This window comes from Pseudofrankia coriaricola, assembly GCF_032027725.1.
Classification (GTDB): domain Bacteria; phylum Actinomycetota; class Actinomycetes; order Frankiales; family Frankiaceae; genus Pseudofrankia.
On the sequence record NZ_JASNFO010000032.1, the window covers coordinates 89,048 to 115,196 of the forward strand.

The 26,149-nt window shown below is 71.5% G+C and carries 14 protein-coding genes; 11 read left to right on the plus strand and 3 right to left on the minus strand.

Going from position 1 to position 26,149, the window contains the following annotated elements; all coding sequences use genetic code 11:
• Positions 1-229: 229 nt before the first annotated feature.
• From QOZ89_RS17980 to QOZ89_RS18020, 9 genes are all read left to right on the plus strand, one after another.
• On the plus strand, positions 230-2,464 hold the full coding sequence (locus QOZ89_RS17980) for an NERD domain-containing protein (RefSeq protein WP_312624285.1): 2,235 nt from the start codon (positions 230-232) through the stop codon (positions 2,462-2,464).
• Positions 2,353-5,136: a protein kinase domain-containing protein gene (locus tag QOZ89_RS17985; RefSeq protein WP_491723658.1), complete on the plus strand. Its 2,784-nt coding sequence runs from the start codon at positions 2,353-2,355 to the stop codon at positions 5,134-5,136. The genes QOZ89_RS17980 and QOZ89_RS17985 overlap by 112 nt, the downstream gene beginning before the upstream one ends.
• Positions 5,058-8,726 carry a BREX-2 system adenine-specific DNA-methyltransferase PglX gene (gene pglX / locus QOZ89_RS17990; protein ID WP_312624286.1) on the plus strand — a complete coding sequence of 1,223 codons (3,669 nt, stop codon included), beginning with the start codon at positions 5,058-5,060 and terminating at the stop codon, positions 8,724-8,726. Before QOZ89_RS17985 ends, pglX begins: the two co-directional genes overlap by 79 nt.
• Positions 8,723-12,715 (plus strand): DUF6079 family protein, encoded by a 3,993-nt coding sequence (locus QOZ89_RS17995; RefSeq protein WP_312624287.1) that lies wholly within the window; start codon positions 8,723-8,725, stop codon positions 12,713-12,715. The genes pglX and QOZ89_RS17995 overlap by 4 nt, the downstream gene beginning before the upstream one ends.
• A gap of 8 nt (positions 12,716-12,723) precedes the next feature.
• On the plus strand, positions 12,724-15,837 hold the full coding sequence (gene pglZ / locus QOZ89_RS18000; protein ID WP_312624288.1) for a BREX-2 system phosphatase PglZ: 3,114 nt from the start codon (positions 12,724-12,726) through the stop codon (positions 15,835-15,837).
• Positions 15,838-15,877: 40 nt separating this feature from the next.
• A complete protein-coding gene (gene brxD / locus QOZ89_RS18005) occupies positions 15,878-17,248 on the plus strand; it encodes a BREX system ATP-binding protein BrxD (RefSeq protein ID WP_312624289.1) in 1,371 nt (456 codons plus the stop codon).
• A 506-nt stretch (positions 17,249-17,754) separates the two neighbouring features.
• Positions 17,755-18,372, plus strand: coding sequence for a Panacea domain-containing protein (locus QOZ89_RS18010; protein WP_312624290.1), 618 nt, complete (start codon positions 17,755-17,757; stop codon positions 18,370-18,372).
• On the plus strand, positions 18,369-18,713 hold the full coding sequence (locus QOZ89_RS18015; RefSeq protein ID WP_312624291.1) for a hypothetical protein: 345 nt from the start codon (positions 18,369-18,371) through the stop codon (positions 18,711-18,713). Before QOZ89_RS18010 ends, QOZ89_RS18015 begins: the two co-directional genes overlap by 4 nt.
• 380 nt (positions 18,714-19,093) lie before the next feature.
• Entirely contained in the window at positions 19,094-21,538 is a 2,445-nt protein-coding gene (locus tag QOZ89_RS18020) for a DEAD/DEAH box helicase (RefSeq protein WP_312624292.1), read from the plus strand.
• Between the two features lie 145 nt (positions 21,539-21,683).
• On the opposite strand, the gene QOZ89_RS18025 is transcribed toward QOZ89_RS18020, so the two are convergent.
• Positions 21,684-22,481: a hypothetical protein gene (locus tag QOZ89_RS18025; RefSeq protein ID WP_312624293.1), complete on the minus strand. Its 798-nt coding sequence runs from the start codon at positions 22,479-22,481 to the stop codon at positions 21,684-21,686.
• Between the two features lie 218 nt (positions 22,482-22,699).
• Here QOZ89_RS18025 and QOZ89_RS18030 point away from each other — a divergent pair, with 218 nt between their 5' ends.
• On the plus strand, positions 22,700-23,002 hold the full coding sequence (locus QOZ89_RS18030; RefSeq protein WP_312624294.1) for a hypothetical protein: 303 nt from the start codon (positions 22,700-22,702) through the stop codon (positions 23,000-23,002).
• 235 nt (positions 23,003-23,237) lie between these two features.
• On the opposite strand, the gene QOZ89_RS18035 is transcribed toward QOZ89_RS18030, so the two are convergent.
• Entirely contained in the window at positions 23,238-23,846 is a 609-nt protein-coding gene (locus tag QOZ89_RS18035; RefSeq protein WP_312624295.1) for a TetR/AcrR family transcriptional regulator C-terminal domain-containing protein, read from the minus strand.
• A gap of 343 nt (positions 23,847-24,189) precedes the next feature.
• On the opposite strand from QOZ89_RS18035, the gene QOZ89_RS18040 reads away from it, so the two are divergent.
• Positions 24,190-25,122, plus strand: coding sequence for an NAD(P)-dependent alcohol dehydrogenase (locus tag QOZ89_RS18040; RefSeq protein WP_312624327.1), 933 nt, complete (start codon positions 24,190-24,192; stop codon positions 25,120-25,122).
• Positions 25,123-25,333: 211 nt separating this feature from the next.
• Here the strand turns inward: QOZ89_RS18040 and QOZ89_RS18045 are convergent, their stop codons facing one another.
• Positions 25,334-26,125, minus strand: a complete 792-nt coding sequence (locus QOZ89_RS18045) for an SDR family NAD(P)-dependent oxidoreductase (RefSeq protein WP_312624296.1) — start codon at positions 26,123-26,125, stop codon at positions 25,334-25,336.
• Positions 26,126-26,149: the final 24 nt, after the last annotated feature.

Genomic DNA, 26,149 nt, shown 5'->3' on the forward strand with positions numbered 1-26,149 from the left:
GAACCGCCTCGCCCGGTTGGCCTTGCCAAAGCGGCCCGGTTCGGGCGTGGAGGCTGATCGGCACGGCTGGTGCCTTACGTGGCCGAACAGTCACGATGTACAACGATCTCTACCTAGTCTCACTTGCCTGCCTGAACGTGAGCTAGCGTCGCGGGCGGGCACAAGGGGGGCGCGCCGTCGGAGTCGCGCTGGACGGGCGAGCTGACCGACGGGACAGGCGGGGGTCTGGGTGCACGAGGGTCGGTGGACGACGGTTACGTCGTCCCAGTTCCAGCACGAGCGGGAGGCGCTGGAGCACGTCCAGCGGCTTCTGCCGGACGCCGAGCCCTACCGTGCCTGGTCGAACTTCACCTTCACCGCGTCGACGGGCCACGTCCGCGAGGTCGACCTGCTCGTCGCCACCCGCAACGGGCTCTATCTGATCGAGATCAAGAGCCTGGTCGGCCGGCTGATCTCCAACGGGTCGAACTGGATCCAGGTCCGCGACTCCGGCAACGAGCGGGTCTTCGACAACCCGCTGCACCTGGCCGACCTGAAGGCCAAGCAGCTGCGCTCGTTGCTGGACAGCGCCGCGGGCAAGCTCGGCGGCAAGCGGCCGCGCATCCCGTTCATCCAGGCGGCGGTCTTCCTGTCGAACCCGGCGTTACGGGTCGCGCTGCCCGAGCACCAGCTGCACTGGGTGTACGGCCCGGAGCGCACCGCCGCCGGTGCCAGTGGCGGCAATGGCGGTGCCGCCGCCCAAGGCACAGGTGCCGGCGTCGCGCAGGCAGGCACCGGCGGGACGGTCGTGCTGCCGTCGGTCTGGACGGACCTGCTCGGCGCGCCGCTGCGCGACGTGCGGCACCTGGTCACGCCCGACGTCTCCAAGGCGTTGGCGAAGCTGCTGCCCGCGGTCGGGATCGCGAAGAGCCGCCGTCACCAGCGGATCGGTAGCTGGGAGCTGGAGATCCCGCCGTTCGAGTCGGGCCCGACCTGGCAGGACCATCTGGCCCGCCATGTCCAGCTGCCCGCCGAGCGCCGCCGGATCCGGATCTACCTGGTCGAACGCTCCGCCAGCCAGGCCGACCGGGCCAGCATCGAGGCGGCGGCCCGCCGGGAGATGCTCGCGCTGCACGGGATCAACCACCCGGGCATCGTCCAGGTCGACGCGTTCGAGCAGCACGAGGCTGGCCCGGCGCTGGTCTTCCGGCACCGGCCGGAGGCGATGCGGCTCGACCACTACCTGGCCCGCTACGGCGCGCGCCTCGACGCCGGCACCCGGCTTGACATGATCCGCCAGTTGGTCGAGGCGATGGTCTACGCCCACGGCCGCCACCTCTACCACCGGGCACTCGCCGCCCGCGGCATCCTCGGGCTTCCGTCGTCCTACCGGCGCGCCCGCCCGGCCGCCGCCAAGGCGGGCAAGGGCATGCCGGACGACGCCGAGCCGCCGGTCGCGACCGAGCAGGGCTGGCTCGCGCCGAAGCTGCAGATCAGTGACTGGCAGGCGGCGGCCCGCGACTCGGCGGCCAGCACCGGCTCGCTCACCGGCACGATGCTGGTCTCGGTGCACGCCGAGGCGGCCAGCCGCGTCGTCCCGCACCTGGAGCTCTCGGCTGCCGGCTACCTCGCCCCCGAGCTGGACGCCCCCTACCCGGACCCGATCGGCCTCGACGTCTTCGGCCTCGGGGCGCTCGCCTACCTGATCCTGACGGGCGGTGCGCCGGCGCAGAGCCGCCGCGAGCTGCTCACCCGGCTGGAGGAGGCCCGCGGGCTGCACCCGTCCGCGGTCGTCGACTCGGTCTCCGAGCTAGCCGACGACTTCGTCGCCCAGGCCACCCGCCCGGTCCCGGCCGACCGTCCCGGCAGCGCCCAGGAGCTGCTGGAAATGCTCGAGCTGCTGGAGGACGAACTCACCGCCCCGCGCCTGGCCACCGCCCCGCCGGCCGCCGCGGACGAGGGGAACGACACACCGCCGGCTCGGGGACAGGCGGCGGAGCAGGACCCCGAACCCGAGCCGGACCCGTTGGAGGCCCGCCCGACCGACCTGGTCGGCGGCGAATGGCGGATCGAGCGCCGTCTGGGCACCGGTTCGACCAGTCGGGCGTTCCTCGCGCTCAACGTGAAGACCGGGCACCAGGAGGTGCTCAAGGTCGCGCTCTCCGACGACCGGGCGACCCGGCTGGAGCACGAGGCGTCGGTGCTGCGCCGGCTCGGCGACTCCCGGGTGATCCGGCTGGCCCGCCAGGAACCGCTGCTCATCGCCGACCGGTGGGTGCTCGTGCTGGAGCACGCCGGCGAGCGGACGGTCGCCCGCAAGCTGCGCGACGAAGGCCGGCTGACGATCGACGACTGGAGACGTACAGCGACTACCTGTTCGGCGCGGTCGACTACCTGGAGGGCGAGGGCGTCGCGCACCGCGACCTCAAACCCGACAACATCGTCATCCGCAGGCGACAGAACCGCACCTACCAGCTTGTTCTGATCGACTTCTCACTCGCCGGCATCTCGGTCCGCGAGATCCAGGCCGGCACTCCGCGCTACCTCGACCCGTTTCTCGGCGCCGGGCCTCGGATGGTCTACGACGACGCCGCCGAGCGCTACGCCCTGGCCGTCACCCTGCACGAGATGGCCAGCGGCGAGCTGCCGCTGTGGGGTGACGGATCAACCGAGCCGCGGTTCACCGAAGGCTCGCCGACGCTCGCGACCGAGGCGTTCGACCCGGCGATCCGCGACGGCCTCGCCTCCTTCTTCCTGCGCGCGCTCGACCGGGACGCCGTCGCCCGCTTCGGCTCGCTGAAGGAGATGCGCGACGCGTGGCTGGGCGTGTTCCGCGCCGCCGACTCGGTGCCGCCCGTCGGCAGCGACCACCCGGCCACGGTTGACCCGCGTGCGTCGGCCGACGGAACCGACGTCGCGGGACCAGCCGGGCCGGCCGGTCCCGCGGGTATCGGCGCGGGCGCCGCACCCGACGTCGCGGTGCCCGACGGCCCGACAGCCGACGATGCCGAGACGGCGGCCAAGGCGGCCCGCGACGAGGCGGCCGCGCGGGTGACGGCGGACACCGCGCTGGAGGCTGCGGGCCTGTCGCCGCGGGCGATCTCCGTGGCGCACCGGTTGAACGCGACGACCGTCGGGGCGCTGCTCGCGCTCGGCTCCAAGGAGATCATCAGCCTGCCGGGCACCGGGCAGAAGACCCGCCGGGAGCTGCAGAACCGGATCAACCAGTGGCGCCGCCAGCTCGCCGCGCCGCCGGCGCCGACCGCGGCGGGTGCCACGGCGGCTGGCAAGGCCACCGACGAGGGCGCCGTGTCGCCGGTCGCGCCCACCGCAGCGGCCTCCGCCGTCGTGGACGAGGACCCCGCCCGCTTCGGCGTCGACCGGATCGCCGACGGGCTGCTGCCCCGGCCGGCAGCGAAGGGCGCGAACGCCACCGAGGTCGAGGCGACCCGGCTGCTGCTGGGCCTACCGGACCGCGCGGGCACGCTGCCCGGCCTGCCGGCCTGGCCGCAGCAGCAGCTGGTCGCCGCCCGCGTCGGGGTGACGTCCGGCCGGGTCGCCCAGGTGCTGGGCAAGCAGCGCCGCGCCTGGGCCAAGGACCGGGCGGTGCGCAGCGTGCACGCCGAGATCCTGGAGCTGCTCGCCGACGGCGGCCGGGTGATGGGCTTCGACGAGCTGGCCACGGCGGTGCTCGCCCGGCGCGGCTGCGCGGCGGACGTGCCGGCGCTGCGCCGCGCCCTCGCGGCCGCGGCGGTGCGGGCGGCGATCGAGACCGACATGCTCGCCGACGAGCCACGGCTGTGGATCCGCCGGCACAACGACCGGACGCTGGTCGTCCTGGAGGCGACCGAGGACGACGGCCCGTTCACCCCGGCCGCCCCGGCGCTGTTCGACTACGCGGTCCGGCTCGGCCGCGCCGCGGACCGGCTCGCCAGGGCCGAGTCGCTACCGGCGCCGGCAACCGTGCTGCGCGAGCTCGCCGCCGTGCCCGCCACCCCGTTCGCCGCCGGCAACAACGAGGACGAGGACGACTCCGGCGGCGAGGCGATGGCCGAGGAGGCAGACAGCGCCGAGGTGCCGGCTGGCGCCGCCGGCCGGATGCCGCTCGACGAGCAGCGGCTGGTGCGTCTCGCCGCCGCCGCGTCGCGAGGCGCCGCCGCCACCGCCCGCCTGGAGATCTACCCACGCGAGCTGGACGCCGAGCGGGCACTGCGCCTCGCCCAGGCAGGCGTCCTGTCCCCGCGCGACGCCGCGGCCGGCGACCAGGAACGGGTCCTGACCGTCGAACAGGTACACGAGCGGGTCCACGCCCGCTTCCCCGACCTGGAGACCCCGCTGCCCGAGCACCCGGCGCTCGACGAGCTGCTCACCCGGGCCGGGTTCACCGTCACCTGGGACGCGGCGCTGCGCGGATACGCCCCCAAGGGTGGCCTGCTCTCGTCGACCGGCACGGGCTCCGAGCCGACGACGATCGGCCGGAGGCGGACCGTCCTCGGCGGTGCCCGCCCGGTCAGTCAGCTCACCACCCCCGACCAGACCGCCGCGCTCACCGCCGAACGGCGCCTCGCCACCGCGGCGGCGGGCGACGGGTTTCGCGCGCTGACCGTCCGGCGCAGCCGCTACCTGGCGGCCCGGGCGGAGCTCACCAGACCGGACCGGTTCGCCGCCACACCGGTGAGCGTCGCGGCGCTGTTCCTGGACGCGCTGCACGCCCAGGTCGACCCGCGGCCCAAGCCGACCTGGGCGACGATCCTGCGCGCCGACGCCGCCGAACCCGGCAGCAAGGCGAGCCGGAACCTGCGTGCCTACGTCGACGCCGCCTGGGCGCACGCGGCGCCGCGGCTGCGCGAGCTGGTCGACGCCCCGGCCGGCGGGACGGGCCTGGGCGGGGCGCCCCCGCCGCTGCTGTTGCACGACGCCGGAGTGTTCGGCCGCTACGACGGGCTGGAGCTGCTGAGCGAGCTCGCCGCGCGGGCCCGCCACCGCGGCCGGCCGACGTGGCTGCTGTGCCCGGCGACCGAACCCGGACTTCCGCCCCGGCTCGACGGCGCGCTCGTCCAGCTCGACACCGAGAGCGAGTGGATCCCGCTGCCGGATTCCTGGGTCGCCAACCTGCACCGGGCGGATCCCGCCGGGGGAAAAGGGAAAGCATCGTGATCGACCGCAAGGTCCTGCTCAAGGACACCCAGCGGCAGGTGAAGGCCCTGGAGAAGGACCTGCGCGCCCAGGTCGACGCGGTCGCCGAGGTCGGCGCGAAGCTGAAGGCCGAATACGACCGGGCGTTCGAGGTAGGCCGGACGGCGGCGACCTGGTCGGCCTGGCTCGGCGAGCGGGTCACCCAAGCGGCGGTCGCCTGGGTGCTCGGCACGGTGTTCGTCCGGTTCAGCGAGGACAACGGCCTGCTCGTCGACCCGTTCCTCGCCGGCCCGACGGGCGAGCGGATGACGCTGGCCGAGGAGCGGAACGAGGAGTTCTACCGGGAGAACCCGCACGAGACCGCCCGCGGCTGGCTGCTGACCGCCTTCGACGAGATCGCCCAGGTACCGGTAGGCGCCGGCCTGTTCGACCGCCGCCACAACGCCCTCTACCAGGTCCCCCTCTCCCACGACGCCGCCAAGGACCTGATCGCCTTCTGGCGCCGCCGCGCCGAGGCCGGCTCCCTCGTCCACGACTTCACCGACCCCGCCTGGGACACGCGATTTCTGGGTGACCTCTACCAGGACCTCTCCGAGGACGTCCGCAAGAAGTACGCCCTGCTCCAGACCCCGGAGTTCGTCGAGGAGTTCATCCTCGACCTGACGCTGACGCCGGCCATCGAGGAGTTCGGCTACGACGAGGTCAAGCTGATCGACCCGACCTGCGGCTCGGGGCACTTTCTGCTGGGCGCATTTCAGCGTCTGCTGGCGGAGTGGGAAGAGAACGCGCCCAGCCGGGACGTCTACGAGCGGGTCCGGCTCGCGCTCGACGCCGTGCACGGTGTCGACATCAACCCCTACGCGGTCGCGATCGCCCGCTTCCGCCTCGTCGTCGCGGCTCTGAGCGCCGCCGGAGTCGCGACGCTCGGCGCGGCCGCTCGCTACCGGTTCCCGCTGCACATCGCCGTCGGGGACTCGCTCCTCAAGAGCCGCCAGCTCGACCTGTTCGGCGAGGACCGCGACGAACTCGCCGACTTCGCCTACGCCACCGAGGACCTCGCCGACCACCCCGGCATCTTGGAGGAGGGCCGCTACCACGCGGTCGTCGGTAACCCGCCGTACATCACCGTCAAGGACAGGAAGCTCAACGAGTTGTACCGGGAGCTGTACAGCGCTTGCTCAGGTCTGTACTCCTTGACTGTTCCTTTTGCCGAGCGTTTCTTCGAGCTAGCGAAGCAGGGTGACCAGCGCGGCCAAGGAGCTGGGCGCGCGGGCCAGATCACGGCCAACTCATTCATGAAGCGAGAGTTTGGCCGTAAGCTTGTCACGGATTTCTACGCACAACAAGTTGAACTCACACATGTCGTCGATACCTCAGGCGCTTACATTCCGGGCCATGGCACTCCGACCGTCGTCATCATCGGCAAGAGGAATCGATGGAATCGGTCGACATCGGTCAGAGCCGTTCTTGGCGTTCGGGGGGAGCCAGCGGCCCCAAGCGATCCTCGCGCCGGGTTGGTCTGGCGTGCCATCGTTGATCAGGTGCACAACCCAGGATCAGAGAGCAAGTGGGTAAGTGTGACCGACCACCCGCGAGTTGAGATCTCCAGGTTCCCATGGAGCCTCAGCGGCGGCGGCGCGGGCGACCTTCAAAACGCGGTGGAAAGCGCGGCAAGCAGTCGACTGTCCGATCATGTTGTCAGAATTGGATTCATGGCGATGAGCCACGCAGATGACGTGCTCGAGCGCCCGAAACACTCAGTACCGCACTCTTGCCGGGGGAGCGCGGAATGGTATCCACTGGTCGACGGTACAGCAATACGCGACTACGCGGCAGTTTCTTCGTCACTAGCATGGTTCCCCTACCATCAAGGAGTCCTTCAACCTATTAGCGGGCCCATGGAGTGGCTATGGCCATTCCGCACCGAACTAGGTTCGAGAACAACTTTCACGAAGGGCACATACTTTTCCGAGGGGCGCCCCTGGCATTCATGGCACCAGGTACCCAAGGACTCCAATTGCTCTCCAAATTCTATCGGTTTTGCCTTCGTGGGGACCCATAATCATTTTATTTTCGAACATAGCGGAAGGGTCTTCAAACAGTCTTCTCCGGTGATCAAATTTCCGGTGGAGGCGTCGGAGGAGGAGCATCTGCGACTGTTGGGGGTGTTGAACAGCTCGACGGCGTGCTTCTGGCTCAAGCAGGTCAGCCACAACAAGGGTCGTCCCGGCGCAGAGCAGGCTGGTGCTGACGAACCTTGGGAGCACCGGTACGAATTCACGGGAACCAAGATTCAGGAGTTTCCGTTGCCCTTCGAGCTGCCGCTCGGACTTGCACGAGAGCTGGATGGGCTAGCACAGCGTCTGACCGCGAATAGCCCGGCATCGCTTATCACCAAGGGGACCCCAACACGTTCGTCACTGGCTGAGGCACGCACGAAGTGGGAATCGACACGTGGCCGCATGGTCGCATTTCAAGAAGAGCTGGACTGGCAAGTCTACCGCACATACGGCCTCTTGACTGACGATCTGACGGCGCCCTCAGCCGATGTCCCCGAACTCGCGCCGGCCGAACGAGCCTTTGCGATTGTTCTCGCTCGCTCTGTTGAAGCTGGCGATATAGAAACAACATGGTTCTCACATCACAACCATCGATACGATCCCATCACCGAGCCACCCGCGCACTGGCCGGCCGGGTACCGGGCGCTGGTGGAGAAGCGGATCGGCGTCATCGAGGCGAACCGGAACATCGGGCTGATCGAGCGGCCCGAGTACAAGCGCCGTTGGGCGACCGAGGGCTGGGACAAGCTTCAGGACGCGGCGCTGCGTGACTGGCTGCTCGACCGGCTGGAGACCCGCGAGCTGTGGTTCGCCGAGGTCGACGGGATGGTGCAGCCGCGGCTGTGGACGACCGCGCGCCTGGCCGACGAGCTGGCCGCCGACGCGGACTTCGTCGCCGTCGCCGACATCTACCGCCCCGGCGAGGAGTTGTCGAAGGTCGTCGCCGGGCTGATCGAGGTCGAGCACGTCCCGTACCTCGCCGCCCTGCGCTACGCCGATACCGGCCTCGAGAAGCGCGCCGACTGGGAGTTCGTCTGGGACCAGCAGCGGGCCGAGGACGCCGAGCCGGACGAGGAACGCAAGAAGAAGATCCGCGACGCGATCCCCGTCCCGCCGAGGTACGCCCCGAAGGACTTCCGCAAGACCAGCTACTGGCGGGCCCGCGGCAAGCTTGACGTCCCGAAGGAGCGGTTCATCTCCTACCCGCACGCGAGCCGCGACAACGACCCGACGCTGCTGGTCGGCTGGGCCGGCTGGGACCACCGGGAGCAGGCGCAGGCGCTGGCGACGCTGCTCGTCGAACGGGAGGAGTCCGACGGCTGGGGCGCGGACCGGCTGGCCCCGCTGGTCGCCGGCCTGCGCGAGGTGCTGCCGTGGGTCCGCCAGTGGCACAACGAGATCGACCCGCTCTACGACGGCTCCCCCGCCGAGGTCTACGACGCGTTCCTTTCCGACGCGCGGGCCCGCCTGCACCTGACCGACGAGGCGCTCTCCGCCTGGCGCCCGCAGGCCGCCGGCCGCGGCCGCAAGAAGAAGGCAGCCACCGCATGACCAGCCCGTCCACGACGTCGGCGCCGCTGCTGCGCGAGGTCATCACCATCCCGGAACGCAGCTCCGACAGCGACTTCGTCCTCAGGCTGACCGAGGGTGTCACCGACGCGGCGGCGACGCTGCGGGACTACGTCCTGACCGACCGCCTCGTCGGCAACTTCGACGAGGCGCTGGGCTTGATCGCCCAGGCCGTCTCGAGCGGCCAGTCGAAGGGCGTCTACCTGCACGGCTCGTTCGGCTCCGGCAAGTCGCACTTCATGGCGGTGCTGCACGCGCTGCTGCGCGGCGAGCCGGCCGCCCGGGCCCGCGACGAGCTCGCCGCCGTCCTCGGCAGGCACGAGGGCCAGCTCGCCGGGAAGAGGTTCCTGCTGGTCCCGTTCCACCTGATCGGTGCGAAGTCGATCGAGCAGCGGGTCCTCGGCGGCTACGCCGACTACATCCACACGCTGCACCCGGACGCCCCGGTGCCGGCCGTCCACCGCGCCCAGTCGGTGCTCGACGACGCCCGCAACCTGCGTGACCGCATCGGCGACGCGGAGTTCATCAAGGGCCTCGCCGACGCCCCGGGCACGCCCGCCGCCGGCGACGAAGAAGACGACGAGGACGAGTGGGGCGACGGCGACGGTGGCGCCTGGACATCCGCGGACCTGGACACCGCGTTCGCCGCGACGTCGACCGCGGACCCGCTGCGCCGCCGGCTGGTCTCCGACCTGCTGTTCACCTGGTTCGCCGGTGCCTCGAAGGACCTGCGCGAGGACGCCGACGCGTTCATCTCGCTCGACCCGGGCCTCACCGAGATCGCCGCGCACGCGAAGGGCCTCGGCTACGACGCGGTCGTGCTGTTCCTCGACGAGCTGATCCTGTGGCTCGCGAACGCGATGGGCGACCACGCGTTCGTCGCCCGCGAGGTCCAGAAGGTCACCAACTTCGTCGAGGGCGGGCAGGGCACCCGGCCGGTCCCGGTGGTCAGCTTCATCGCCCGCCAGCGCGACCTGCGCGAGCTCGTCGGCGAGTCGGTCGCCGGCGCCGTCCAGCTCGGCTTCCTCGACACCCTCAACCTCGCCTCCGGCCGGTTCGACACCATCACGCTGGAAGACCGCAACCTGCCGCTGATCGCGAACCGGCGGCTGCTGCGCCCGAAGGACGCCGACGCGGCGGCGGCGATCACCCGGGCGTTCGAGAAGACGACGAACGTGCGCGCCGCGGTGTGGGACACCATGCTCGGCGGCGAGTCCGCGACCGGTTCCGACCGGGACGCGTTCCGTCTGTCCTACCCGTTCAGCCCGGCGTTCATGGACACCCTCGTCCACGTCTCGTCCGCGCTGCAGCGCAACCGGACCGCGCTGAAGCTGATGCGCCAGCTGCTCATCGAGCACCGCGACATCCTTCGCCTCGGCGAGGTCGTCCCGCTCGGCGACCTGTGGGACGTCATCACCCGGGGCGCCGACAAGCCGTTCACCGACGCGCTGAAGGCCGAGTTCGACGCGGCGCAGAAGCTCTACGAACGCCGGCTGCGCCCCTACCTGCTCGACCAGCACGGTCTGGACGAGGACAGTCTCGCCACCGCCCGCCGACGCGGCGGCGGGGAGGGTGAGACGGCCGCCCGGGTGCGGGCGTTCACCGGCGACGACCGGCTGGTCAAGACGTTGCTGCTGTCCGCGCTCGCGCCCAGCGTCCCGGCGCTGCGCAACCTGACCGCCCAGCGCCTCTCGGCGCTCAACCACGGCTCGATCGTGAGCCCGATCCCGGGCCGCGAGGTCTCCCGGGTCGTGGCGAAGGTCGAGCAGTGGGCCGGCCAGTTCGGCGAGATCAAGTTCGTCCCCGGCGACAACCCGGGGGTCGGCCTGGAACTCGTCGACGTCGAGGTCGACAGCATCCTGCAGAACGCCGCCCGCTACGACACCCCCGGCAGCCGCCGCGTCCTCGTCCGCGGACTCCTCCTCAACGAGCTGGGGATCACCACGTCCGGCGACGTGTTCGGCGACCGGGTCGAGCTCGCCTGGAAGGGCAGCAAAAGGACCGCCGAGATCGTCCTCGGTTCCGTCCGCGACACCGCCGACCTGCGCGACGACCAGTTCGCGCCGCTGAACGACGACGACTGGCGCCTCGTGCTCGACTACCCGTTCGACGACGACGGGCTCGGCGCCGTCGACGCCCGGGCGCGGGTACAGCGCCTCAAGGACTCCGGCATGCGGGGGCAGGCAGTCGTCTGGGTGCCGGCGTACCTGACCGCGGCGCGGCTCGCGGACCTGCGGATGCTCGTCATCCTGGACGCGCTGCTCGGCGGCAGCGGGGCGCGGTTCGACAGCCACGCCCAGCATCTCGGCGTCGACGACCGGCAGCGGGCCCGCTCCATCCTCAAGAGCCGCTATGACGCGCTGCTCACCCGGTTCCGCGGCCTGCTGCGGCAGGCCTACGGCCTCGCGCCGAAGGCCGAGGCCGACGTCACCGTCGGCTACGACGACCACCTGCTGCCGCTGTGGCCGGGGCTGCGCCCGACGCTCGCCGTCGGCGAGGCGATGAAGGACGCGGTGCGCCGCCTCGTCGGCGACCTGCTCGCCGAGCAGTACCCGGGCCACCCCGACCTCGACCCCGACCGGCGGGGCGAGGTCGTCAAACTCGGCGAACTGAAGACCGTGTTCCGCTACGTGCGGGCGGCGGCCGAGGCCGACGGCGGGTCGGTCGAGGTCGACAGGACCGACCGGGCGGCGCTGCGCCGGATCGCGCCGGCGCTCGGGCTCGGCGAGATGCACGAGGTGCGTTTCGAGCTCAAGCGGACCTGGGTGGAGGAGTTCAACCGGCTCGACGCCCAGGCCAGGGCCGCCGGCGCCGGCCCGCCGGCCCGCCCCGACGGGGAGCTGGCCGTCGCCGACCTGCTGCGCTGGATCGACACGCCTCGCCCGCGCGGGCTCGACCAGCCCGTCGCGGCGCTGATCATCGCCGCGTTCGCCGAGCAGACCGACCGGGCCTGGTACCGGCACGGTGGCCTGCTCAACCCGCCGCCCGAGCTGAACACCATCACCACGGACCTCGTGCTGCGGGCGCAGCAACTGCCGTCGCCGGAGGACTGGACGACGGCCCGTCAGCGGGCCGAGGTCATATTCGGGGTGAAGGCGCCAGCCCTGCTGCGCGGCCGGCTGGTGCGCCAGTTCGTCGCTGACGTGCAGGCCAGGGCGCGGGAACGCTGGTCGGCGAGCAAAGACCTGGTCGGCGTGCTGGAGCAGCATGCTGCCCGGCTCGGCCTGGACCTCGCCACCGGCGGCCCGGCCGGGACGGGCCCGGACGCCGTCGGCCGGCTGCGCACAGCCAGGTCGGCGCACAACCTGCTCTCGGCGTTGGACGTGCCCAAGCCTGGCCCGGAGATCGTGACCCGCCTGGCACGGGCGGACCTCGGCGGGCCCGCGGACCGACTTGCCGTCAGCATCAGCAGAGCCTTCGACGTCGCCGCCGCGGTGCGCGCCGCGCCGTGGGACATCTTCGACCTCGTCGCGAGACTCCCCGAGCCGCACGAGATCGAGGCGCGAGAGATCCTCGACCGGGTCCGCGCCGCCGGCGCCGCCGACGAGCTGACCGTCGCCCTGGCCAAAGTCCTGATCAACGCCCGTTCCGAGACGAACGCCCTCCTCAAGCGTGCCTACATCCCGCCACCGGTCGAACCTCCGACGCCGCGGTCCACGTCCGTGTCCAGGCCGCCCGCCGGCCCAGGCGCGGGCGGGCCGACCCGTCCCGACACGGGCGTCGACGCGTCCAGCGGTGGCCGGGCCGCCGACGCTCGGGCCGACGCCCGCGAGCTGACCGGCGCGGGCACCGGCACGCTCGTCGACGGTGGCCGTCCCGGCGGCGCCGAGGCGGGGCCAGCCGGCACCGGGCACAAGGAGCAGCACTGGACCGGGACACCGGCCGACCTCGACGAGATGATCGGCCGGATCCGCGCCGTCACGGCCGACCGGGACGGCGAAATCGAGATCATCTGGCGGCCGGCGCCGTGAGCACACCGATGAGTGCCGTCGCGGGCGGGGCACGCGCGCCGCGAGTGACGCCCGCGGCGCTGCAGGCACGGGTCCGGCGGCTGCTGCGGCCGTCGCACAGCACCCAGGGCGCGGCGCGGCCGCCGGTGCTGTTGTTCCGCGGCCAGCCGGAATGGACCGGGCCGGCGGAGTTCACCGCCGCGGGCCGGGTGGTGCGGGTTGTGCCGTGCGTGTCGCCGCTCGCCGTCCTCGAGCAGGTCACCCGGCGAGCCGCGGAACCCGGCGACGGGGTGCTCGCGCTCATCACCGACGCCGACGAAGCCGCGCTCGGCGACACCGTGCTCAGCCAGGTCTACCGGCACCGCGTCGACGTCATCGAGTCGTGGACCGCCGTCGAGGAGGACTTCGGCGCGACCCGCATGGACCCGCGGCTCGTCGCCGACAAGTGGGCCGCGCAGGCTCTCCTCGAGGCTCGCCCCGCCGGCGGCTGGCCGCGCCTGGCCGGGACGTTGCTCTCCCGGGAGATCGCGTTGGGCGAGCTCGCCGTCGCCCGGCTCGGCCTGCACGAGTACGGTCTGCGCGCCGCCGACCTGGACGCGGTCACCCTGCTGCGCTGGTCGGCGACCTTCGGCGCGACCGATGCGTTCCGCGCGCTCGGCGTCGAGGAGCGCGCAGGGCTCACCGAATGGCTGGTGTCCCGGACCAGGCGAGTCGGGCGGGCGTTGTTCGCCCTCGTCGAGGCAGGCCATGGCACCGAGGCCCTCGCCCTCGGCCTCGTCTGCGATGCCCTGTGGGCTCCCAGGACCGGCGGGGCGGACGAGCGCGCGAAGGGCCGTGTCGATCTGTACTTCGGCGACCAGCACCTCGACGACATGACCGTGCGGGCCTTCGCCGACACCGCCCGCGAACTGGTGCTGACCACGCTGCGCTCGGCCCGGCCGGGGGCAAGCCAGCTCGGGATCGTGCCGTTCGGGCTCGCGCCGGCCAGCACCCTGCACCCGGCCGACGAGATCCCCGCGCTGCTCGAGGCGGCCGAGCGACTGCTCGACCAGTTCGGCGCCCGGGCCGCGGGAACGGCGAGTGACCTGCTGCAGGCCGGATTCGACCACCGGATGGCCGCGATCGCCACCGCGGTCCGCGACTTCGCCGCGGCCGTCGACGCCGGCGTCGCCCGCTCGCTGCTCGCGCAGGCGGCGCTCGACGTCGTCCACGCCGTCGCGACCCTGCGCCGCCACCGCCTGGCCGACCTGCGCCGTGAGCGGGTCGAACGCGCCGCCATGGCCGCCCGGGTCGCGAGCTGGCTCGCCACCCAGCCCACCCGCCCTGCGGCCTCGACCGGCCGCACGTCGGCCGTGGGCATCGGCGCCGCGCCGACCACGCTCGCCGGAGGGCTCGACGCGCACCTGGCCGACGGGGCCTGGGTCGACGTCGCGCTCGGCCAGCTGTGGGCCGGCGATCCGGCGGACGAGGTCGCCGCCGCCTACGGTGCCCTGTACCGGGCCGCCGCCCGGCGCCGCCACGTCCTCGATGCGGCGTTCGCGCGTGAGCTCGCCCGCTGGACCGTCACCGGCCACGCGCCGACGGCCGGCGGGGCGGGACAGGCGGGCAGCAACGGCGCGGCCAGGGAGCCGCTTCTCGTCGAGGAGATCCTCGACCGGGTCGTCGCGCCGGCTGTGCACAGGCCGGGCGGGAAGGCGCTGCTCGTCGTCCTCGACGGCATGAGCGCGGCGGTCGCCGCCCAGCTCGGCGAGGACCTGCGCCGCGCACGCTGGGCCGAGTACGACCCGCTCGGCGCCGAGCTTGCGGGTCTCGGCAACGACGGCGCTGAGGACGCCGTAAGGACGGTGGCGGCGAGGCGACGGGCGGCCGTCGCCGTTCTGCCGACCGTGACGACGGCCTCGCGGACGTCGCTGCTCGCGGGCCGGCTTGTCGAGGGTGACCAGGCCGTGGAGCGGGCCGCGTTCGAGCGGCACCCGCGCTGGGGCGGCCGCCGGGCCCGGCTGTTCCACAGCCGCGACCTGACCGGCGAACCGGGTGCACCGCTCGGCCGTGAGCTCACCGGCGAGCTGACGGCCGACACGCCGCTGGTCGCCGTCGTCATCAACACCGTCGACGACACGCTCGACAACGGCCGGGAGCGCTACGACGCCGGCTGGAACGTGGCCGACGTCGGCCCGCTGCGCCACGTCCTCGAACTTGCCAGGACCGCCGAACGCGCCGTCATCCTCACAAGCGACCACGGCCACGTCCTCGAGCTCGGCGGCGAGCAGCGCCGTGCCGACGACGCGCTCTCGGCGCGGCACCGCTCCGGGGCCGCCGATGGCCCGGCCCAGGTCGGCGAGGGCGAGGTGGTCCTGGCCGGTCCGCGGGTGCTCGCCCCCGGCGGCCAGATCGTCGCGTTGTGGGACCCGGCGCTGCGGTACACCGCGCGCAGGGGCGGCTACCACGGAGGCGCGGCGCCGGCGGAGGTCACCGTCCCGGTGCTCGCCTTCCTGCCGTTCGGCCCGTCGGCGAGGTCGAGCGGCCGGGATGTGCCACCTGGCTGGCGCTCCTTGCCTGATCAGCGGCCCGGTTGGTGGGCACTCGACCAGGCCGAGGCCCTCAGCGGCCTCGGCGGTGGCGCCACCGTCCTGCTCGGCCGTGGCGGCGCCACCGGCACCGGTGCCGGTGGCGCGGAGACAGTCGTCGCCGGGCGCAAAAGGCGCCGCCCGACCGACGCCCCAGCCGGCCCAGCGCTGTTCGAGCTCCCCGCCGAGCCAGCGGCATCGGCCGGCGGTGCCTCGCTCGCCGGAGGCGCGGAAGCGGCGGCCTCGCCCACTCCCCCGTCGCCGGTGGACGAGCTCGTCGCCGGGCTGCTCGCGTCCGAGCTGTTCCAGGAGCAGCTCAAGAGCCTGGCTCGCAGGGCCGACCCCGAGAAGATCGCGGCGGCGGTGCGGGCGCTGGTGGAGGCGAACGGGACGCTCGCGACCGCGGTCGTCGCCGAGCGGGCAGGCGAGCTTCCGCATCGAGCGGGCGGCTTCGCCAACAACCTGCAGCGCGTGTTCAACATCGACAACTACCCTGTGGTCGAGTCGATCGACGACGGCCGGACCCTGCGCCTCAATGGCACCCTGCTCCGCCAGCAGTTCGGGCTGGCCGGGTGACCGTGCCGGCCGCAGGACCGTCGGATGCGGGGAGGGCTACGTGAGCGGCGCAGCCGGCGACGGGGTCAGCGCGGCGCGGCGGCGAGACGTGCTGGACGCGTTGCGGCGGGGCGCGGTGCCGGCGGCCGGGCTGGACCTGCTGGCCGTCGGGCTGGGAAAGTTCGAGCGGGCCGTCACCGAGGACCTGGCCGCCGTCGCTGCGGGTGGTTCGGTCTTCAAGGCGGTGCGAGGCGAGTACGGCTCCGGGAAGACGTTCTTCACCCGGTGGCTCGCCGAGCAGGCGAAGAAGCAGAACCTTGCCACCGCCGAGGTGCAGATCTCGGAGAACGAGACGCCGCTACACAAGCTGGAGACCGTCTACCGCAGGCTCACCGAACGGCTGACCACGGCGACCTTCCCACCGAGCGCGATGCGGGCCGTCGTCGACGGCTGGTTCTATGCCCTGGAGGAGGACGCGCTCGCCTCCGGCGACGTCGACACCGGCTCCGAGACCGACGACGCTGACGAGGATGCCGAGGCGGCGGCACTGGAGAAGGCCGTCGGGGAGTTGCTCGAACGGCGGCTCGCCGACGTCGCCCGGACGGCGCCCGCGTTCGCCGCCGCGCTGCGCGGCTACCGGGCCGCGACGGTCGCCGGAGACCAGGCAACCGCGGCTGCGGTGCTCGCCTGGCTCGGCGGCCAACCGCACGTCGCCGCGAGCGCCCGCCGGGTTGCCGGGGTACGCGGCGACCTCGACCACTTCGGGGCGCTCGGCTTCCTGCAGGGGCTGCTGGTGGTGCTGCGGGACAGCGGTTACCGGGGCCTGCTCGTCGTCCTCGACGAGGTCGAGACCCTGCAGCGAGTCCGCTCCGACGCCCGCGACAAGGCGTTGAACGCGCTGCGTCAGCTCATCGACGAGGTGCAGGGTGGCCGTTTCCCCGGCCTGTATCTCATCATCACCGGGACGCCGGCCTTCTACGACGGACCGCAGGGCGTGCAGCGCCTGCCACCGCTGGCCCAGCGGCTGGCGACCGACCTCAGCCTTGACCCACGGTGGGACACGGGCAAGTCCGTGCAGGTCCGGTTGGCGGGCTTCAGCGAGGCGTCGCTGGTGGAGCTCGGCGGCCGGGTACGCGGGCTGTACGTGGCCGGCACGGCCTCGGAGGCGACCGAACGGATCAACAAGCTCGTCGACGACGCCTACCTCGGTGAGCTGGCCAGCGGGGTTGCCGGCAAGCTCGGCGGGAAGGTCGGCGTCACGCCCCGCCTGTTCCTGAAGAAGCTCGTGGGAGACGTCCTCGACCGCGTCGACCAGTTCGACGACTTCGACCCCCGCCGCGACTACCCCCTGACGATCGCGGCCGCCGAGATGACCGACCTCGAACGCAACGCCGCCACCCGCGCCGACGACATCGCGCTGGACCTCGGATAAGCCTCGTGCCGGCCGGCGCGACGCCAGCCGGCGGGGGGCGAGGGTCGGCGCAGCCCGGTTCGAGTGTTCAGGTCAGGTCGGCTCGCTGTAACCATGCCCGGCCGGAGCCCTTCTGCGTGAACGACGGCTGGCCATGCCGATTGCGCAACTACGACCGGCGCATGTCGATCTTCCCATTGATCCCCTATACTGATAGCTACGACACTGTCAGGTCAGCCAGTATCGGACCATCATCGAAGAGACTGGCTGGCCCCACTCGCCGTCGACAAGCGAACGAGGTGCCGGAGGCACCCTCCATGGTTGACCCCTCATGCGTAGCAGGCCCCACCGGCCCGCATGGCAGATCCAGGACCGGCGCCGAGCACAGCGAGGTCGCGACAGGCTCCGGTACGCCATGCGCCATCCGAGCAGCCGACCCCACCACACCGGCCGGTACGCTCAGCACCCCGTTTTCGTCGGTGCGGCGCTCTATGGTTGACAGGACCTCGGCCTGGAGGGAGCGCCCGATGATGTCGCATGACGAAGCACGAGCGGTCGCCGAGCAGCTGTCCGCCGGCGACCTCACGACCCTGCCTCCCGACGCCGAGAAGCTCGGTGAGCTCATCGTCCTCGTTGCTGGAAAGCTGGCCGACGACCGCTTCGGTGGCGCCACCAAGCTGAACAAGGTGCTCTACTACGCCGAGTTCGCCCATGTCCGCGAGACCGGCATGCCGATCACCGGAGAACCGTACCGTCGGCTACCCAACGGGCCCGCCCCACGCAACCTCAAGGACGTTCGCGGCAGGCTGGTCCGTGAGGGTGCGGTGCAGCTGGTCGAGGAACCCGTGCTGGGCTACACGATGCATCGGCTGAAGGCGCTGCGCGCGCCGAGGCTTGAGCTGTTCACCGAGTCCGAGCTTCGTGTCGTCGATGACGCGGTCGCGCTGCTGTCCGCACATACCAGTGCCAGCGCCAGCGACTACTCGCACGACGAGCCCGGTTGGCAGATGGTAGGCCCAGGCGAGGACATCCCGTTCGCATCGGCCTATCTTCCACGCGCGACGGGCCAGGTCAGCCGCACGGCGGCCCGTCGCGGCCGGGAGATCGCCGAGCAGTACGTCCGAGAGGGACGCCTTGCACGGTGACCAACAAGATCAGGTTTGGTGACGCCTTCCTCACCAAGGCGCTCTCGACCTACCCCCAGGACCGGGGATTCGACTACGGCGGCCCGAGGTTCGGCGAGTTCATGTCCGTGGCGGTTCGGGCGGCCCGTCTTCAGTTCGAGAAGAACTGGGACAACCTGCCAAACCCAGACGGACTTCTCACAGGCCCCGTACGGATCGCGCGCTTCGCCGATTCCGGCGTTTTCGGCCCCATCGACTTCTACGGCGCCCTCGTCGGCGATGACGAGGTGGAGATCGCGGACTTCACACACGACCCGGAGTTCTTCGACCGGTTCAGCGAGGACGAGGACCTGGAAGGCTAAGGGGACCTGCTCAATCGCCGATGGGACGCAGGCGCAGGCGTGAGTCTGGCGGGACGCCGACGAGGTGCGCACCAAAATCGTGCCGACCAGCACTCCGGAGGCGCCGCGCACCCGGAGCACTCGGTCCCCACACCCGTGTTCCGGTCCGAGCGTGCCGCCGGACGGCGCCACCACCAAGCCCACTATCACGGTTCGGGTAGATCGACCAGTACCGTGCCCTACAGGCCGAGTCCACCTGGCGTCGGGGAGGTCCGGATGAGCGATGGAGCTAGCTCAACGCGCCGGCGGGACCCGCGGCACGGCTGCCCAACGGCCTTCGGCATCGTCGAGGACCTGAGAGATTGCACCCTCCCCGTCGCGGGCCTGGATCTGGGTCTCAGGTGACCGTCGAGCCCGAGCCCGAATCCGGCCAGAGCGGCCCGGCGGATGCGGCGGAGCTGCTGCATCCGGTAGTGCTGCACCACATCGTCAACACGCTGCAGTGGCCAGGGCTGCGGCCGTTGCAGCAAGCAGCCGTCGAGCCGCTGCTCGCCGGGGCGGACGCACTGCTGCTCGCCCCGACAGCTGGCGGAAAGACCGAGGCCACGGTCTTCCCCGTGCTGTCGCGGATGGCGGCGGAGAACTGGCAGGGAACCTCGGTCCTGTACCTGTGTCCGCTGAAGGCGCTGCTCAACAATCTGGCACCTCGGCTGGAGGCCTACACCGGCTGGCTCGGTCGGCGCGCCGCCGTCTGGCACGGCGACGTGACGACCAGCCGCCGGGACCGGATCCGCCGAGAACGGCCCGACGTCCTGCTGACCACACCTGAGTCACTCGAGGCGATGCTCATCAGCGTCCGCACCGACCATCAGGACTTCTTCGCGGGCGTGCGGACCGTGATCGTCGACGAGGTACACGCCTTCGCCGGCGACGACCGCGGCTGGCACCTGCTCGCCGTCCTGGAACGCCTGCGCCGCATCATCGCCCGCGACCAGGCCGCGAACGCCACCGGCTCTCTCCCGTCCAGCCCTCCCTCGTCCGCCGACGACCGGCGCGTTCCGCGGAACGCGGAGATCATCGCAGGCGACGCGCGGCCCGAGGGTGTCGGACCGACGATGCCCGCCGGGCACGGACAGGCCGGGCCGGAGCTTCAGGTCATCGGCCTGTCAGCGACAGTCGGCAACCCGGCCGAGCTGCTGCACTGGTTGCAGGGCTCCGGCGCCGGCCGCCGCCGCGCGGAGGTCGTCGCCCCGGACCTGGCCGCCGCGCCGACGGCTGTGTCGTCGACCGGGCAGTTGACTGGGCCCGCCGTCAAGGCCATCAACGCCAGCCTGCCCGCGCATGACGCACGGGCGGTCGTGGCCGGTAGCGCCCGTCCCATGATCTATTCGCCGGCTCTGCCGCCCGCCCCGCCGCCGGGCGAGATCGAGCTGGACTACGTCGGGTCGGTCGCGAACGCGGCGAAGGTGCTCGCTTTGCTGCACCAAGGCGAGAAGCGGCTGGTCTTCTGCGACTCGAAGAAGACCGTCGAGGAGCTCGGCCAGGCACTGCGCTCCCTCGGCGTGACGACGTTCCTCTCGCATGCGTCGCTGTCCGTCGACGAGCGGCGCCGGTCCGAGGAAGCCTTCGCTCAGGCGCGCGACTGCGTCATCGTCTCGACGAGCACGCTCGAGCTCGGCATCGACGTCGGCGACCTGGACCGCGTCGTCCAGATCAACGCCCCGGCGACCGTCGCCTCGTTCCTGCAGCGCCTCGGCCGCACCGGCCGGCGCGCCGGCACCATCCGCAACTGCCTGTTCCTCGCGCTGTCCGAGTCCGCGTTGGTGCAGGCGGCCGGCCTGCTGCTGCTCTGGGGCCGCGGCTGGGTCGAGCCAGTCGTCCCCCCGCCGGAGCCGCGCCACATAATCGCCCAGCAGGTGCTGGCCTACTGCCTGCAGGAGAACCGCGTCGGCGACCAGCTCTGGGCCGAAGAATGGAACGGCGTCGCCCCGTTCGACCGGTCCGCCGAGCCGATCGTGCGCCACCTCGTCCGGATGGGCTACCTCGACTCCGACGGCGGCATGCTGTTCGTCGGCCCCGAAGCCGAGCGGAAGTTCGGCCATCGGCACTTCTCCGAGCTGACCGCCGTGTTCACCGCCGCCCCCGAGTTCACGGTCCTCTCCGGCCGCGACGAGATCGGCCGGACCGACCCGGTCCTGCTCACCGACCCGGTCGAGGGCCCGCGCCTGCTGCTGCTCGCCGGTCGGAGCTGGCGGGTCACCCACATCGACTGGAAACGCCGCCGCTGCTTCGTCGAACCCGCCGACGGCGGCGGCCGTGCCCGCTGGCTCACCTCAACGGCCGGGGCCCTGTCGTTCCCGATGACCAGGGCAATGCGCGCGGTCCTGCTTGGCGCTGACCCCCCAGTCTCGCTGACCCGTCGCGCGACCGAGCATCTCGCGGCGATCCGCGACGCCCATCTCGACGTTGTCCACCCCGCCGGAACGATGATCGTCCGAACGGAGGACCTCACCGACGTCCGCTGGTGGACCTGGGCGGGTGAACGCGCGAACCGCACCCTCGCAGCCACCCTCAGCGACCTCTCCGACCCCAGCCAGGCCCCCACCGCCGCCTACCTGCGGCTACGCACCGACCTCACCCCCGACATGTGGCGAGCGGCCACCACCGATGCCGACGCCCATATCTGCCTCCCTCTCGTCACCGACGAAGCGCTCAGCGGCCTGAAGTTCAGCACCGCCCTCCCACCCCGTCTGGCCGAAGCCACCCTCGCCAGCCGCATGTCCGATCTCCCGGCCGCCACCACCGTCCTGTCCGAACCCGTCCGCTTCGCAGTCCTGCCCGCCTGACCTCGCGGGAGAGATTGCGGTGCGCGTTCCGGCATGGGCTGCCAGCGCCGACCCGCCAGAGATCGGCGTCGACATCGGCGAGCTGAGCGACATCGTCACCGGTCGGGCGAGCCAGTCCGGTCGCCAGGTGGTCACACTCCGCGCATCAGACCGCCGGTGTCCAGCCGTGGCCCGTCGCGCGGTAGCCGTTGTCGGCGAGGAAGACGCGGGCGCGGCCGAGTGCGCGTTCCGTGCCGAAGACCTCCCAGCGTGACCGGTAGCCGTTCGGCGCGTCCGCGAGCGCGTCCCGGAAACGCCGGAACGGGCCGCGCCCGTCGAGGGCCCGCAGTAGCCGCTCCCGCCAGCGCGCGTCCACCGTGTCGGCGAAGTCGAGCATGTCCCGGTAGCCTTCGCCGCTCTCCGGAGAAAAGGCCAACCACCTTTCCGGGTCAAAGTCGTCGCGGAGCTCGTTCAGCTCCGGCGGCGGGTCGAACTCCAGGCTTCCAGGCGGCCATATGAACCCGGTTTCCAGGTCGATGACGCCGCGCCCCTGGCGTGGGTCACCGTCCAGGAACTCGGCCAGGTCCGCCAGATGCACCGGAATCGGTGTCAGCGGCCACCGTGGCAGGTCCGGGACGCTGCTCATCGGCGCGTCGGCCGCCGTCTCCGGCGGCCAAGGCTCCCCGAGCACGTCGGCCAGCTCACGGGCCAGCACGTCGTCGCCCTCCCAGCCCCGCCCCCACAGCTCGGCCACGCATCGCCGTGCCTGCTCGGCCAGCACGTCGGCCTCCTTGCCGCCGATCCTGGCGGCCCCGGCCCCGGCCCCGGCGCCAGCGATCACGTCGAGCAGCAGCTGCCCGACGTGCTCGGCGACGGCCGCGATCGGCCGCCCGGCCAGCGCCGCGGCCACGTCGACGCCGGGCGCGCGTAGCCGCCACAGCTGCTCACGATCCCAGTCGAACACGCGCCAGTCATACCCGTTCACAGGACCCCATGACCAGCGACGCGACCACATCGGGGACGTCTCCGGCGCCCGCGGTGCGACGCCGCGGTGAGACCCATCGAGCGGGCGACCGTCGCGGCCGGCGTGACGCAGTTCAACGAGGTGTGGGGTGGGGCTCGCGTGTTAGGTCAGGCGGTGGGCGGGGCCTGCGGGGTGTTTGGGCTGTTCGGATGGGTTCCATGGCTGCCCACTCCTTGTACGGACAACGTCGCCTTCCGCCCAAGGCCGCGTTCGTCGTGGGCTCGGCCACGTTGATCCTGACGTTCCTCGCGTCGGGTACGCCGATCCCGCTGTACAGCACCTATCGGCTCGAGGACGGCATCTCGAACTCGGGCCTGGCGCTCACCACCGTCATCTACTTCGCGATGACGGCGCTGTCGCTACTGCTGCTCGGCCGGCTGTCCAACCACCTCGGCCGCCGCCCGGTCGGCATCGCCGCGCTGCTGAGTACCTCGCCGAGACCACGAAGGCGACGTGGATGACCGTCACCACACCTCAGCTCGCGTCGCGGTTCGGATGGATCGATCAGTACCACGCCCTCCAAGCCGAGTCCGATCGGCGCCGGGCTCCCCAACGGCTCCTCGGCCGCGCGATCAACGGCTACCAGGCACACGTCGTCTCCACGCAGACCCTGAGGCGGGATCGCGTCAGCGGGCTGAGGGACAACCTGGAGCGGTCCCCAGACGAGACCCGACTGGCCTGTGAGCGGTGTCGGCATCAGGAGCTCTGGAGTCGGGCAAGGCCGTCGAGGATGAAGTCGAGCGCGAATTCGAATTCGGCGTCGTCATCGCACCGGCCGAGCGCGCCGCCGTGGGTCACCGCGAGCGCCATCTCCACCGCGTAGGGGTGGCTCGCGCCGAGTTCCCTGGCGAGACCGGCGGCCGTCTCAGGATCAAGATCACCGGAGTCGTCGAAGAGATCCCTCGTGAACCCGAGAACGCGACTACCAAGGATATGCAGGGCGTGATGCGCCTGCGCGACCGAGAAGCCACCTTCACGGAGGATGCCGATCACCGCGTTGGCATATGTCAACATGGCGGGCCCGGGCGCCGCCTGCATCTCCACCGTGGTGGGCACCCACGGATGACGCAGAATTATGCTGCGGGCGGCAAGCGCCATCTGGCGCAGCGAGGTCTTCCAGTCGGCATCATCGATGCTGATAGGAATCTGACTGATCACGGCTTCGGTCATGCCGCTCAGAAGGTCGCTCTTGTTGCGTACGTGCGTGTAGAGGGACATCGCCTCGATGCCCAGATGCTGCGCGAGCTTACGCATGCTGATGGCGTCAACGCCGTCCCTGTCGGCGAGCTCGATGGCGGCCGCCATGACCCGCTCCCTCGTCAGCTGAGGGCGGCGTTCGGGGCCCGTCCCGCCCAGCGCGGAGATCCTCACGTCACCTTCCCCCCTACAGCCCTGGCTCGCGTCCCCAAGAGACCCCCCTTGACTGCCTTGCACGGTAAGCCCTACCCTTACACCGTAAGCCCTATCCTTACGCCGTAAGCACGGGCGAGTCTACCACCACCTTGACCTGGGAGGACGCGGTATGGATCAAGACGCGAGCACCGCCTTCCGACGAGCTCCGTCCAGCGGGAGAAGCTCTACCATGCATGCCGATTCACCGACCATGCGCGCCGTCGTTCAGGAGGGCTATGGGGTGCCGGAGCGGGTGATGCGGCTCCAGGAGATCCCTGTGCCGTCGATCGGCGCTGACGACGTCCTGATACGGATGCGGGCCACCAGCGTCAACACACCGGACTGGGCCGCCGTCACTGGAGTGCCATACATCCTCCGCCTGAGTGCCGGACTACGCCGACCGAAGCGCCCGATCCGAGGCAGCGACGTCGCTGGCGTGGTGGAGACCGTCGGCCCGCGAGTCACCGACCTGTCACCCGGAGACGAGGTGGTCGGCTCCACCAGAGCGCGGGCCGGCGCCTTTGCCGAGTATGTGGTCGCGCCAGCGGCCCAACTCGTCAGGAAACCAGCCGGACTCGCGTTCACCGACGCCGCGGCGTCGGTCACGACCGGGCTCGCCGCCCTGGTCGCCATCCGAGACATGGCACAGGTCGGTGCTGGCACGCGCGTTCTGATCAACGGCGCCTCGGGCGGCGTCGGAACCATGGCGGTCCAGATAGCCAAGGTGTTGGGCGCGAACGTAACCGGCGTATGCGGTTCCCGCAACGTCGAACTGGTCCGGTCGCTTGGGGCAGACCACCTCATCGACTACACGACCGAGGACGTCACCCAGAGCCAACAGCTATTCGACGTCATCCTCGACAATGTGCTGAACCATCCGTCGAAAGCACTCGCGCGCCTGCTGGCACCCGGAGGAGTTCTCATCCCGAACAGCATCGGGTACACCGGCGGCCTGCTCGCTGGCCTGCCCAGGACGGCGCGGGCAGTTCTGCGGGGATTGGGTTCCATCAATGTAAGACTGGTGACCCCTGCCGTGAATCACGAAAATCTCGACGCACTCCTCCAGCTCCTCGAATCCGGCAAGATCAGGGTGGTCATCGACAAGATCTACCCACTCGACCAGGCGGCGAGCGCCGTCACGCACATGCTGCAACATCACGCCAACGGCAAGATTGTCGTTGCCGCATAACGGCGCGAGCCGGGCTGGCGCCGGACCACCTGGCGCGCATTGGACAGCGCGAGGACTCTGCCGTCCGGCCGGAACGCGGCCGCCGCGTGGTCACCCTGGAATGCGTCGAGGTGGGACGCCGTCCGGCGTCATCCACACCTTCCAGACCTCGTCCGAAGCCGGCTCCGGCCGAGGCGAGCAGCCGGCTTCGGACGATTTCGCCGGCCTCGGGTTAGAAGACGGTGGAGGTGGTGTTGCGGCCGCCGTTGACGCCGATGATCTGGCCGGTGACGTAGCTGGCCTCGTCGCGGCAGAGGAAGGAGCAGGCAGCGGCGATGTCCTCGGACTGGCCGCCGCGGCGCACCGGGGTGCGAGCGACGACGGCGTCGAGGCCACCGGGACCGAGGCGACCCTTGGCGGCGTTCCGCTCGGTCATCGGGGTGATGATGAAGCCGGGCGGGATCGTGTTCACGGTGATGCCGAACTCGCCGAGCTCCAGGGCCAGCGACTTGGTGAAGGTGATGACGCCGCCCTTGGACGCCGAGTAGTGCGTCATGAGCGGCTGGCCGCCCTGGGCGCTGGACGACGAGATGGTCACGATCCGGCCCCAGTGCGCCTCGATCATGTCGGGGACCACGGCCTGGCAGCTGTGGAACGTGCCGGTGAGGTTCACGTTCACCAGCGCGTTCCACTGGTCGGCGGTGATGTCGAGGAACCGGCGGAAGCCCTCTCGGCCGGCCGACGTCACCAGGATCGTGGCGGGGCCGTACAGCGACTTGATCTCCGCGACGCCGGCGTCGATCTGCTCGCGGCTGGTCACATCGACGGTGACGGGGTGCGCCTCGCCGCCAGCGGCGGCGATCTCGTCGGCGACCGCCTTGGCGTTGCCGGGGTCCAGATCGAAGACGCCGATCTTGGCACCGTCGGCGGCCAGGCGCAGCGCGCAGCCGCGCCCGATGCCCGATCCGCCGCCGGTGACGATGGCGACCTTGCCGGCCAGGCTGTCGCTGGGTGCCGCGGTCATCTGCGCGTGGTTCCCTTCAGTCGG